This window comes from Peribacillus sp. FW305-BF15 (assembly GCF_058783805.1).
The window spans coordinates 63,748-76,710 of record NZ_JBYSYV010000011.1; the positions used below are offsets into that span (position 1 = coordinate 63,748).

Here is a 12,963-nt window from a genome sequence, read left to right on the forward strand (position 1 = left end):
CTTTTTCAGGCTTGTATCTCATTATGTCTTTAGACTTCCACTTCAAATTCTTTAACGTAGACAGCATTCCCGGTGATTTCAATATCGTATGTGCCATCGTTCTTGGTAGCTGTAACGCGAACTCTGCCATCCTTTCCGATTTCATGCCCCTGTTCGATTAACAGATGCACCTCATCTTCAAGATCACCCTTTATGTATTTTGCATAATAAGCGCCCATTACACCTGAAGCCGTTCCTGTAACCGGGTCTTCAAGCGTACCTGAAAAGGGCGAGGAAAAATGCCGGGCATGCATATGGGCATCATTATCGTACGTTTCCAGGCAAAAGGGATGAACGGAAGCTCTTGGCATTTCCTTTAATAATTGCGGAAACAGGCTATTGTTGGCCTTCATCCTTTTAAATGAACTTCTTTCCTTTACCGGAACCAGTAAAGTCCATAAACCTGTACTTCCATAAACAATAGGTAATTCACTTTCCAGATCTTCTATATCAAGGCCGAGAGAACTGGCCAAGCCAGCTTTATCTCCGTTAAACGCTTCAAACTGCGGCGCGGCCTGCTTCATCGTAATATATATATCAGGCCCCGCCGTCGCATGGATCTTGATTGGCAATATTCCCGCTCCTGTTTCAATCATCAGCTCATCTTTATCCAATAATCCCCTGGTCTTCAGTGCATGGATAGTAGCCATTGTCGCGTGTCCGCAAAGATTCATTTCGTGTCCCGGTGTAAAATAACGGATCCTAAGATCGGCAATATCGGATTCCATCGGAAAAGAGGTTTCATTGAACCCCACCTTCATCGCTATATCCTGCATTTCCTTTTCGGTCAGTCCATCCGCATCTAAAACCACACCTGCAGGATTTCCTTTATTCGGTTTACTGCTGAACGCATCGTAATGAAAAACCCTTACCGTTTTCAAATCTAACATCTCCTATTAAATGATGGTGCTTCACTTGAATAGTAATTCTATATCTCTATCCATATTCCCTTTTCGTCCTATAGTAAGTGAAACAACCATTGATTTTATTTTCTGACTATTATACAATTACTCAAATTCATCAAATGTAAAATTCCATGAAGGGAAGGAGTACGTTATCATTCTGTTCCAAAGAGAGCTGGTGCTTTGCTGAAAGCCAGTGTCCAGAATCTGACCGAAGATCATCCCCGAGAAGTAAAGCCGAAGCTTCAGTAAGCTTTACCGGTTTCCCCCCGTTAAATGGGATGTGTGTTTAATTATTAAACAAGAGTGGTGCCGCGAGTTCAAATCTCGTCTCTTAATGAGACGGGATTTTTTGTATGTAAACCAATCAATGAAAATATCGGGAAAGCGGGTGCAGGAGTCATGCATACACTATTATTCGTAACGGATTTATACTATGAGGCAAAGGGAAGAAATTATTATGAGGAGGATTTGTTCCTTACCTCGAAGCTTAGGGAGGATTTTCAGTTACTGCTTTGCCATCCTGAAGACATTGAAACGTTTGAAAAGGATTTTGACTTGATCGTCTTTCGAAATGCCGGTCCAGTAGCCAATTTTAAAGACAAATATCTAGCATTCCGTAATAGAGTGGCTGCTGGCCATTTGAAAACATACAACTCATTTGTTGGAAAGGCTGATATGAACGGGAAGGAATACTTAATTGAACTGACGAATGCCCAATTCCCTGTCATTCCGACCATCGATACACTTGAATCTTTACATAAACTTCCCAATGTGGAAGCGTATATAGTGAAGCCTAAAGATGGCGCGGATTCCATCGGTTTGGAATTTGCCGCGAAAGAAGAATTGGGAGATAAAATGGATGCAAAATCAAAGAACACATTGGTACAGCCATTTATCAACTTTGAGTATGAAGTCTCTTTTTATTTTATCGATAAGGAATTTCAATACGCCCTTTATGCGCCTGATAAAGAGAAAAGATGGGAATTAAAAGAATATGTCCCTACTGAAGCAGACCTGGCTTTTGCTAAACGATTTATTGATTGGAACAATCTTGATTGGGGCATCCAACGAGTAGATGCCTGTCGGAATGAACAAGGTGAACTTTTATTAGTAGAGCTGGAAGATTTAAATCCGTACCTTTCCCTATTGGAATTAACCGAAGAAACACGTCAGAATTTTGTAAAAGCCCTGAAAAAATCAATCCGGAAAGCTCTTCAAGCTTAGAATGAAAACTGCCGTATTACTGGCTAGCCAAGACCCGAAACAGTTGGCGGAAAGGGGGCGGATTTCTGAAAACAGCTGGAACATTCTCAAATAAAAAAACTGCAGGCAAACTCGTTTTTTTTCTTCGAGTTTGTCTACAGTCCGAAATGACTACCGAGCCCTAAGGGACCATTAATTCATTTGAGATTTATGCCATTTCCACGCACTTTCAATGATTTCTTCCAAATTTATCGATGCCTTCCAACCGAGTTCTTCATATATCTTGTCTGCCGAAGCAACCAGGCGGGCTGGATCTCCAGGGCGACGGTCTGCATACTCAACTGTCGGTTTAACTCCTGTGACTTTTTCGCAAGTGTCGATTACATCCTTAACCGAAAATCCTTTTCCATTCCCAAGGTTGTAGATGGCCGTATCCTTCTTCCCGGTTAATAGGGCTTGAAGCGCGATTATATGAGCTTGGGCTAGATCCGTTACATGGATATAATCACGAATGCATGTGCCATCTTCTGTGTCATAGTCCGTACCAAACACGGAAATCTTCTCACGTTGACCTAATAAATGCTGTAAAATGATTGGAATCAGGTGTGTTTCCGGATCATGGCTTTCACCGATTTCTGCTGACGCATGTGCTCCGGCCGCATTGAAGTAACGCAAGACGACATAATGAAGTCCATATGCCTTTGCAAAGTCCCCTAAGATCTGTTCCACCATCAATTTAGAGCGGCCATATGGGTTAATCGGATTCGTTGGCTGATCTTCATCAATCATATCCACATTTGGTATCCCGTACGTAGCTGCCGTTGATGAAAAAATGAAATTCTTAACATCATGCTTAAGCATGGTATTCAATAATGTAAGAGTTGCACCTACATTATTATCATAGTATTTATAAGGATCTTGAACAGACTCCCCGACCAAGCTATTAGCGGCAAAGTGCATGACCGCTTTAATCGGATACTTAAGGAAAATTTCATTCAAGACCGCTTCGTCCCCTAAATTCCCTTCCACCAAGGTGGCCTTCGAATCAACCAGCGAACTAAATCCAGTTGAGAGATTATCCAGAATGACAACCTCTTCAGTTTTCACTAACTCTTTTACAAGATGGCTTCCAATATATCCTGCACCGCCAACGACCAAAATCATATAGTATTACCCCTTTTACTTTAAGCTTGAATGAATCTTTAAATCTCGCATATGTCATTAGTGGGAGGTCTAATTATAAGGACCTCCCTCGTTTTATAAGCATTTATTGAAGGTTTCCATGGCCAGTCCATTATATTGGGTGTAATCAAACTTCGCTAGTTCAGGATTATCATCACTAACCATGGTAGATAAGCCCTTTTCCAGTCCATCTATGCTATTTTCGACAAGCAAACCATATTTACCGTTTTCCAAAACGGTCCGGTTAGCCACTATATCAGTAGCCATGATTTTCATTCCTAAGGTCATTGCCTCCAATAATACCATAGGCTGGCCTTCATAATGTGAGGAAAGAACGAAGCAGTCACATTTTTCCATGAACGAAAATGGATTTTCAAGCTGACCCAAAAGATGAATGGAATGATTTAAGTCCAGCTCATCAATGATTGCCTGCAAATCTTCCTTTAAAGGTCCTTGTCCTAAAATATACAGTTTACTATTTTTGTGTTTCCCATGAAAGCCTGCGAATGCACGAATCAAATTATCTTGCCCTTTTTCAGGGGATAACCTTCCCATATTGACAAAGTTAAAATCATTTTTATCAGGATATGGAACGAATTGATCATTCACTTCCAACCCATGGACCTCTTGTACGATTAACGCCTGTCTATCGATCCAGCCTATAGATACCCCATCCAATGATATATGGGCATACGTACCAAGTTGAGTAACCGCTTCTTTATCGAATTCAACGATCCGGCCATTAAAGGTTGGCCCATTCTCCAAGACCATGGCATCTTGCAGCCCATAAGGCTTATCCCATATATGATAATCGCCTAATTTAATTTCGGCAGTGCCGCGCACTTCCCGTTCCTTTAGCACCATTGGCTCTTCTATCATTTCAAATGCTCCAGTATTTAGCCAGCCGATTATCTTATTGTCTATCTCGAAAAGGTAATAGCCGCCTTTGTTGGTTCTATTATACTTGATGATTCTGACGATTTGCCCTTCAAAATCGATTGCCTTGCTCACTCTTTTAGCCTTGTAGTTCGGATATGCCTTCGTCCAGATTGTATGATCTTCCGGGTTGGTTATTTTACCGTACTTCTGATTACCGGTGTTTATTTCCTTCAGCGTTCTATTCTCGATCTTATCGATGAACTTTTTATTGTTTTTATAGTTTCTCGATATTATATATTTTCTTTTCATCATGATTTGCAGCTTGTCATTATAGCTCATGTCTTCATTGATTGTACAATGTTCAAGCACGGATAAAGCAGAATTATCTATCCAGCCTATGATCTTGTCTTTTACTGATATTCTGCTATAAATCGAATGCTGGGTTTTTGCTTCCCTATCGACTTTTACAATGATCCCTTTAAAATCATGACTGCCGGAAACTTTGTACGTTCCTTCAACTTTATACGGCAAGGACCAAATATAGTTCGATCGAGGTCTAACTAACCTTGCTATTTTATCCACTTCTTTTTCATAAATGATGCTGTCTGGCAGAAGCTCCACAGCTTCTTCACTAATCCAGCCTATTATTTGATTGTCATGACTGAATTTATAAAAGGTCTTTTGATCAGCATGGGTTTTCCTCGAAATCACGATTTCAGCACCTTCAAATCGTTCTTCCAATGGAAATTGAGCGGCATTCGAAATTCCCGGAAGGGTATTCCAAACAGGATGATCCTTGACATCCTTTAATATCGCCCTCGCTTTGAAGTTTTCTGTGATCATCGCCTTTTCATCATTTTCGCTACCTTCAGGCTCATTTGACTCCATTTGAAGGATTTTATCCGGGTTGATGGAATTCATTACATAATCAAATTTATCGAAGTCTGCATACTCCAATAGATTCTTTCGGTTTAATTCCATCGTTCCCTCAGACACGCTTACCAGTTTATCAAATCGATTGTATACCGAAAAAATCCCCCTTAGATTAATCCGGTGCGGTCTTTTTCCGTTAATGATGCGTTCACTATCAGAAAGCAAATCATTATGCATATAACAAACTTTCTTTTTTGCATCCGCCGCAAGCAGATATTTAGCCCAATAATGGCTATAACCGCTAAAATCGATAACAAAATCAAACTTTGTTTTGCCGAATAAACGTGCATGCTCTCTAATATAGGCATTTTCCGGGTAAAGCTTCTTCCCTAAGAAACCTCTTTCCCCTCTGTTATGGATGAATTTATCTTTATAGACTTCCAGTATGTTATAAACAGGCAAGCCAGGTTTGAATAGAAAACGCACATTCTTATTAACCTTGCCCATATTTTTCAAAACCTCGTATGAGTGAGGAGTGCCCGTAAAACAGCTGACATCATATTTATCATAATCAATATTATTCATTAAGTTAAGGAAAGAGGATGTAATCCCGTTATCCCTCAAACCGCCCGGATAAATTAATATTTTTTCCTTTGCGGAATCCAGCCCGGTAATTATGTTTAGTTGTTTCGTAGACTTATTGAATATATTTTTGACTATTCTCTCTGTTACTTTTCCATCCTCATGGTTCGTGAACTTTTCCTGCATTTTTTTATATTTATCGGAATATCTCAATTTCACATCTTTAATATCTTTAATGGCTAGCGCCAATTCTTTTGAGTTAAAAAGCATGGGTCCCGGAAGTTCGTCATTTTGGAGATATTGTCCCCTTTGCTCTGCATAAACGTCCGTATCCCAAGTGTAAAATAGAATGGGCTTATCGGTAACAAGGTAATCAAAGAAAATGCTGGAATAATCCGTGATAAGCAAATCGACTGCAGCAAGCAATTCATTTGTATCCACATGGTCTGGTATTAGCCGATCCTTGATTTCCGAGTGCTTGGCCGCTTCTTTATATAGAAATGGATGCACCTTAATTAATAAGTTATATTGTTCACCGATTTGACTTTGTAAATAATGAATATCAGCAATGATTTGAAGAAGATCATTATCCACCTTGGCCAGGTTCGTCCCCTTCCAAGTCGGGGCATATAAAATATTTTCCTTAGCATCACTGATTTTCAAACCCAGGGTCCTTAAATAATCCTTAAACTCCTCCGGATTCGTATTCAGCGTCAAATCGATCCTCGGATATCCTTCTTCTATTATTTCACCTTTATACAGTCCATTTAACTTATAGCTATGTGTAAATATGTTGGTAGTATGGGCATTAGGGCTCAAAATGAAATCTGCACTCAAGAAGTTCCTGACCACGTTTTGAGAGACCGAAGGATTACCGGGTATATCAAAGCCCATATTCTTAAGGGGCGTTCCATGCCAGGTATTGATGTAAATCTGATCGCTTTTAGGGATGAAGAAAGACTGGAATGTGGAATTATTGATTAAATACTCACTTGTTGCCAACCACTTTAAATATTCCTTTGAATTACGTTGAACAAATTGAACATTCGGCATATCCTTATACTTCGCCATTACACCTGAGAGGACACTGAAATCCTGGATGGACCAAATGTGCACAAAATCTTGATAGTCCTGATTTTCCAGCATATATTTAAACATCGCGTATGGACTGTCGGTCATACTGTTTCCATCACGGCTCTCATATAGAATGGTGTTTTTTTGAATGCTTAATTTCTCATAATACTTTGCATATCTATTTACACGCTGATGATTTTCCTTTAATAGGAAATTAACAATAGGCTGTTTAAGGAAATCGACTTTTCTTTTTATTACCTTCTTATTCACTAAATAGGCATCCCCTTTTATGGATTTATATTCACCATTCAAAATTATGTTTGCATTTCAGTAACCAAAAATAACAACTATGAATGATCAATAGTTGGAGATTTTTTCTAAACTAATTACTCTATTAATTTAAAAGATCACTTATCCACTGCCTTGTGCATTTCGAGGATATTTTCCATTACTTTTAAAATGTCGTCTCTTAAATCGGGGCGTTGCAGGGCAAATTCAATTGTCGTTTTCACAAAGCCATCGACAACTCCGACATCATAGCGTTTCCCTTCAAAATCATAAGCGAAGACACTTTGGATTTCATTCAGTTTTTGGATGGCATCCGTTAACTGGATTTCACCGCCAGCCCCTGTTTCCTGCTTGGCCAGGAAATCGAATATTTCCGGAGTCAGTATGTATCTTCCCATTATGGCTAAGTTGGATGGTGCCGTTCCTTGTTTTGGTTTTTCGACGAAACGGTTCACTTCGTATCTCCTGCCATCTTGCGTAAGCGGGTCGATGATGCCATATCTATGTGTTTCGTTCTCATTCACCGGCTGCACACCAATGATGGACGAACCTGTCGCATCATATTCGTTGATCAATTGACGCAGGGAGGGCACATCGCTTTCCACGATATCATCGCCTAAAAGGACGGCAAATGGCTCATCACCAATAAAGTTACGTGCACACCAAACAGCATGTCCGAGGCCTCTCGGTTCTTTTTGCCTAATGTAATGGATATTAGCCAAATTGGATGGGTATCGCACCTTCTCCAATAAATCGAATTTCCCTTTTTCACTTAAGTTATTCTCTAGTTCGTACGCATTATCAAAATGATCCTCTATCGCTCGTTTATTCTTTCCTGTGACAATGATTATATCTTCAATTCCCGCTTTCACGGCTTCTTCTATAATATATTGTATAGTTGGTTTATCGACTATTGGCAGCATTTCTTTAGGCATAGCCTTCGTTGCGGGCAAGAATCTGGTTCCCAATCCCGCTGCAGGTATAATGGCCTTTTTAACTTTTTTCATTCTTTGTAACTCCTTCATATTAGGATAAATCAACAAAACGACCCATTTTTTTCTGAATCATCCTTTTTATAGTAACATAGACTCTCTTTTTGTAAATATATTAACAGAAAAAATTCCTTCATTTGTAAACGCAACCAAAATATTTAAGGCCTTTCCCCGATTTTAAGGAAAAGGCCTTATTTTCTTACTTACCGCCCATAGATCTAAAGACTTATCAATTATTGATCATCTCACCCGCTTCAAATTTCCGCTTGGTTTCTTCCCTATCGGTGCCCACCGTCAGCTCTTTGATCGGCTTCCTTGGCGAGTATGGCAATTTCAGAAGTTACTATCGAAAAAAAAGACGTCACCCCAGAGGAGAGACGTCACTAAATTATTCAGCTTCGGCAACAACGGTAAAGCGCTGGTTGATGTGCTGCGGATTTTCAATTTCATCAAGTACTGCAAGGGCAAAATCGGCATAACTTACATAGCTTTCGCCCTTTGAGTTTACAAGAAGGTTGTCTTTACCCAGTTTATACCTGCCTGTTCTATTTCCTTGCGGATCAAAGAAGGCGGAAGGGCTGATGAAGGTCCATTGTATATCAGTGGCGTTTTGCAGATCTCCAAGGTTCTTGGATTGATTCAACGCTGTTGCAAAGTATTCTTTAGGAAACTCAGGCGTATCCAGGACACGAATCGTTTTTGCTTCGTCAACAAAAAGGCTTCCAGCTCCGCCAACAACGATCAGTTTCGTTTGTGGAGCGCCTTTCATTGCTTCAATCAAGATTTTTCCTGCGTCCACATGCAGATGTTCTTTCCCCGGAGCAGCGCCAAATGCATTCACTACAACATCGAATTCTTTAATATCCTCTGCTTTCAGATCGAATACGTCTTTTTCCAGTACGGAAGCTCCTTGAATTTGGACTCTAGCTTCATCCCTGACAATGGCCGTAACTTCATGTCCCCTAGTCAATGCTTCCTTTAAAATCAGACTTCCAGCTTTTCCGCTCGCACCAATAATACCGATTTTCATTTTACATTCCTCCTATATATTGTTTTTAAAATCAATTGTAATCAAATTACTTACATGTAATAATATAAGTTACAGGTTACCAGTTTGTCAACTTTATTATTTAGAGATGTTTCGGAGATATATCCGCAGTTTCGTGGATATAATCCAGGTTTCGATGAATTATTGCTGTTTTTCGTCGATATAGTCCGAGTTTTGATGATATATCAAGATTTTCGTCGATATTTTCATCCAAATAAAAACGCACCATTCCTTTTAGAATGGTGCGCTTCATTACATGCTGATTTTCTTTTTCATTAGCAGTGCCATGCAGATTGTGATGAGCGTAAAGGCGATGAAGGACAAAAACGGGATCGTGATGAATCCTAGCCAATTTATATACTCACCTGAGCAGGGAACACCGCTTTGGCACATTTCGAAATGCTGTAGTGCTGGAATTTTTTGCAGACTATAGTGATACCCTGACACCGCCATGCCCAAAATCGATAATGGGAGGATGTATCGATAGATTTTCAGGTCCTGTTCATAAAATGCCCGGCCCAATAAGATGACGAGCGGGTACATCAGGATCCTTTGGTACCAACAAAAGGTGCAGGGTACATAATGGAGAACCTCACTAAAGTAGAGACTTCCGGCAGTGGCAATGATGGACAGGATCCAAGAAAATAATAGAGGCTTGTTCATCACTATTTCTCCTTCGCTGCATCATCAACCATTTTCACTAAATCATCGATTGTATTTCCTTCAAACTTCTTGCCATTGACAAATAAGGAAGGTGTTCCAGTAACGCCCAATTCGTCGGCCAACTCCATATCCTTGTTCCATTGGTCCTCGGACTTTTTGGCTTTAAACGAGGTAACGACTTTTTTCACATCTTTGTCATTTGCGATTTCTTTCAATGTTTCTTCTAAGAATTTGTCCGTAAAGACATCTTCCTTTTCATATTTCAGGTCAGCTGGCTGCTTATCGAACAAAAGCTCATGAAATTCCCAAAAGGTCTCATTGCCTAATTCCTGATAAACACTTTCCGCGAATTTAGCGGATCTGGTTGAATCGACGTTAATGAACGAATAATTCATGAAATAAAATTGCGCTTTTCCTGTATCAATCAATTCACTTTGTATAGAAGGGAAGAATTGCTTCTCGAATGTCTTACAGACTGGACATTTATAGTCCCCAAATTCCACTATTTGGACAGGAGCCGATTTTTCTCCCAAATATGGTTGTGATTTATAATCGATTTCATTAACGGCTGTATCTTCGTCTTTTTTCCCATTTGCTAAAAATATAAAGCCAATAATGATTACAGCGATTAACCCGATGATCCAAAACGTGAATGCAGAAGATTGTTTTTGATTACCCTTTTTTTTATTAGCCATCATATACCTCCATCACTTGTAGTTGTGTCGATATTCCTTACCCAGCCATGGCGGCCGATTTCAATTCCCCCTTCCTGCACATTTCACCTGTAACTGATTCATTTACACGTTATAATATAAGTTTCACCATGCTTGTTTGTCAATTACACATACTTTTTATTTTTGCCTTTGCAGCAACGGCGTGACTTGACAAGGAAACGGTTAATGGATAAATATTATTCTTGCAGGCCATTATAACTTGTAACCACTTGAATTACATGTTAAATAATTTATACTATATAGGAATAGAGATTTTAAAGGAGAGAAAAAAGAGATGTCCATCAGTACCCGCTTTTCCGTAGGAATCCATATATTATCTCTTTTAGAAATAAACAAAGAAGGCGTTAACACTTCCGATTTTATTGCAAAAAGTGTAAACACTAACCCAGCCTTAATCAGAAAAATCACTGGCATGCTGAAGAATGCAGGTTTAGTGAATGTTCGGCCGGGTATCGCCGGAGCGACATTGGCCAAGGAATTGTCTGATATCACTTTGCTCGATGTTTATCACGCTGTCAACATTGTCTCCGATAAAGAATTATTTGGAATTCATGAAAATCCTAATCCAGCATGCACCGTTGGAAGAAATATACAAGATACAATAGAACCCATCTTTTCCGTTGCTGAACTTGCCTTGGAAAAGGCGTTGGGAGCGGTGACGATCGAGGATGTCGTCAAGGGGATTCTGGAAAAGGATAAAACTGAGTAGCAAAAAAACACATGAGCCTGACTCATGTGTTTTTTTCCATTTCCTTATTTATACTTAGGAACCTCAATCGTCAATTTATACGAATCTAATAAACTATATAAATTATAAATCTGTTTCACTTGTTTTGTTGCCCAGCCAATATCAGTCGCATACTGGTGTGATGCATATCCATATTTCTCTGCAGCTGTAGGATTCCACCTCATTTTATAAAGCGTGTCCTGCCCAGCAGAGATATATCCTTTGGCGATGAATTCAGCACCGCCTATGATGGCCGCTTCCGGGGTGAACCAGCCCGCATTATAGGCGTATTGAGCGCCGCTGCTTAGCGCCGTTCCGTCAAACGCCCCGACTCCATACATATTATAGACCGTTTTCCCGTTCACCTTTACGCCAGTCGCTAATGGAGAAGTGCCATTCCCGGTCTCCAGCAAAGCATGTGAAATCAGGTAGATTTCATTGACCCCGTATTTTTCCCCTGCCGCAGTGAAGGTTGCCGCTTTGCCTTGTAGTATCCCTTTGCCTGAAAGGATTCTATCATTCACTTCAGAAACGTTCATGTTGGTGACTTGGGAGAGCTTGACGAATTGGAATGAATGGACTGGATCATTCACGAAATTATTTGGGTTAAGATTATATTCTATATCTTCCGGACTGGCATTTACCCATGTCTTGTTATAGTCCACCTCATACCAATAATATCCGTCAGAGCCCCTTACTTTTGATTTAATGTTCAATGATTGATAATTGCTTACAGGTCCGACTGCCCAATAATTCGATCCAGCTCCGCCCCTGACACGCCATCCGGTTCCTTTAACGGTACCTTTTGTTGAATTGATTAAAGTTAATCCATCTTCGCGTATGTAGGTTTTATACTTCTTATCCGTCTGACCGTTTACGGCCATTTGAATTTCAACCATCTTTTCCATCGTAAGATTATACTCTTTATCGATCCTGATTATCGATCCATTCGAGCTTCCCTGACCTTCCGGTGCTTTGGCCGTTAAATATTGCGTACTGACATATCCGGTTTTTCCATTGGCCGTGACTCTTGACCAGCCATTAGACTCTGAATACACCGTTACGGTCGTATTATTTACGAGCTTGGCTATAATTGAAGCGGAAGCCGATGCTGCTGAACGCATATTCAGACTCGAGCCATCACTTACATTTACATATTTAACTAATGTGTTTGCTTCTCCATCTGGATTCAGTCCCGGTACAGAACCTGGCTTCGTTGCTGATAGATATTTCGTACTGACATAACCTTCTCCGCCATACGCTTTAATTTTTGACCAGCCATTTGATTCCGAGATGACTTCTACCTCTACACCCCTTGCCAATTTCACAATGATGGAAGCACTATCCGACGGCTTATTCCGCATATTCAGTGAACCCGAGCTGACATTTACATATTTGGTTGTCGTTATTTCAGGTATGGATGGTTTGGAGTCCGTTCCAGGCTTTGCCGTTGATAGGTAGTCAGTACTGACATACCCATCCTTCCCATTTGCCTTGATTTTCGCCCAGCCTTTGGATTCCGAATAGACCGTCACTTCCGTTCCTTTTGACAGCTTTGCGACTATGCTCGCACTTTCCGACCCGCTTTTTCTCATATTGAGCGTTCCAGAGCTTACGTTTACATATTTCGTCGTCGTTTTTTCAGGCGTGACTGCCGTTGATCCCGTTCCTGGTTTTGTTGTCGATAGATATTTGGTACTGACATGGCCGTCTTTTCCATTGGCTTTGATCTTCGCCCAGCCTTTGGATTCCGAATACACCGTCATTTTCGTTC

General features: G+C 40.3%; 10 protein-coding genes and 1 other annotated feature. Of the genes, 2 read left to right on the forward strand and 8 right to left on the reverse strand.

The features are described 5' to 3' along the window. Positions 1 to 29: 29 nt before the first annotated feature. The gene (locus AC3WLU_RS13550; RefSeq protein WP_492597394.1) at positions 30 to 920 is read right to left on the reverse strand and encodes a PhzF family phenazine biosynthesis protein; all 891 of its coding nucleotides are present in this window, start codon (positions 918 to 920) and stop codon (positions 30 to 32) included. 146 nt (positions 921 to 1,066) lie between these two features. Next, positions 1,067 to 1,279: a binding site (T-box leader), on the forward strand. A gap of 64 nt (positions 1,280 to 1,343) precedes the next feature. On the opposite strand from AC3WLU_RS13550, the gene AC3WLU_RS13555 reads away from it, so the two are divergent. Continuing rightward, positions 1,344 to 2,168 carry an ATP-grasp domain-containing protein gene (locus tag AC3WLU_RS13555; RefSeq protein ID WP_145504282.1) on the forward strand — a complete coding sequence of 275 codons (825 nt, stop codon included), beginning with the start codon at positions 1,344 to 1,346 and terminating at the stop codon, positions 2,166 to 2,168. 171 nt (positions 2,169 to 2,339) lie between these two features. Here the strand turns inward: AC3WLU_RS13555 and galE are convergent, their stop codons facing one another. The 6 genes from galE to AC3WLU_RS13585 form a co-directional block, all read right to left on the reverse strand. Beyond that, a complete protein-coding gene (gene galE, locus AC3WLU_RS13560; protein WP_492597395.1) occupies positions 2,340 to 3,311 on the reverse strand; it encodes a UDP-glucose 4-epimerase GalE in 972 nt (323 codons plus the stop codon). A gap of 93 nt (positions 3,312 to 3,404) precedes the next feature. Next, positions 3,405 to 7,007, reverse strand: a complete 3,603-nt coding sequence (locus AC3WLU_RS13565; RefSeq protein ID WP_492597396.1) for a CDP-glycerol glycerophosphotransferase family protein — start codon at positions 7,005 to 7,007, stop codon at positions 3,405 to 3,407. Between the two features lie 137 nt (positions 7,008 to 7,144). Continuing rightward, entirely contained in the window at positions 7,145 to 8,032 is an 888-nt protein-coding gene (gene galU / locus AC3WLU_RS13570; RefSeq protein WP_098864690.1) for a UTP--glucose-1-phosphate uridylyltransferase GalU, read from the reverse strand. 373 nt (positions 8,033 to 8,405) lie between these two features. Then, entirely contained in the window at positions 8,406 to 9,047 is a 642-nt protein-coding gene (locus AC3WLU_RS13575; RefSeq protein ID WP_492597397.1) for an NAD(P)-dependent oxidoreductase, read from the reverse strand. 270 nt (positions 9,048 to 9,317) lie between these two features. Then, positions 9,318 to 9,728, reverse strand: a complete 411-nt coding sequence (locus AC3WLU_RS13580; RefSeq protein WP_063574908.1) for a disulfide oxidoreductase — start codon at positions 9,726 to 9,728, stop codon at positions 9,318 to 9,320. Between the two features lie 2 nt (positions 9,729 to 9,730). Continuing rightward, positions 9,731 to 10,423, reverse strand: a complete 693-nt coding sequence (locus tag AC3WLU_RS13585) for a DsbA family protein (RefSeq protein WP_057279115.1) — start codon at positions 10,421 to 10,423, stop codon at positions 9,731 to 9,733. Between the two features lie 313 nt (positions 10,424 to 10,736). Here AC3WLU_RS13585 and AC3WLU_RS13590 point away from each other — a divergent pair, with 313 nt between their 5' ends. Next, a complete protein-coding gene (locus AC3WLU_RS13590) occupies positions 10,737 to 11,171 on the forward strand; it encodes an Rrf2 family transcriptional regulator (RefSeq protein WP_057279116.1) in 435 nt (144 codons plus the stop codon). 44 nt (positions 11,172 to 11,215) lie between these two features. Here the strand turns inward: AC3WLU_RS13590 and AC3WLU_RS13595 are convergent. After that, the coding region (locus AC3WLU_RS13595) for an SH3 domain-containing protein (protein ID WP_492597398.1) at positions 11,216 to 12,963 on the reverse strand (1,748 nt) is incomplete at its 5' end.

Bases quoted from the DNA above. Each gene is read 5' to 3' on its own strand.
- AC3WLU_RS13555 (WP_145504282.1), top strand. From the start codon at position 1,344: ATGCATACACTATTATTCGTAACGGATTTATACTATGAGGCAAAGGGA.
- galE (WP_492597395.1), bottom strand. From the start codon at position 3,311: ATGATTTTGGTCGTTGGCGGTGCAGGATATATTGGAAGCCATCTTGTA.
- galU (WP_098864690.1), bottom strand. From the start codon at position 8,032: ATGAAAAAAGTTAAAAAGGCCATTATACCTGCAGCGGGATTGGGAACC.
- AC3WLU_RS13575 (WP_492597397.1), bottom strand. From the start codon at position 9,047: ATGAAAATCGGTATTATTGGTGCGAGCGGAAAAGCTGGAAGTCTGATT.
- AC3WLU_RS13580 (WP_063574908.1), bottom strand. From the start codon at position 9,728: ATGAACAAGCCTCTATTATTTTCTTGGATCCTGTCCATCATTGCCACT.
- AC3WLU_RS13585 (WP_057279115.1), bottom strand. From the start codon at position 10,423: ATGGCTAATAAAAAAAAGGGTAATCAAAAACAATCTTCTGCATTCACG.
- AC3WLU_RS13590 (WP_057279116.1), top strand. From the start codon at position 10,737: ATGTCCATCAGTACCCGCTTTTCCGTAGGAATCCATATATTATCTCTT.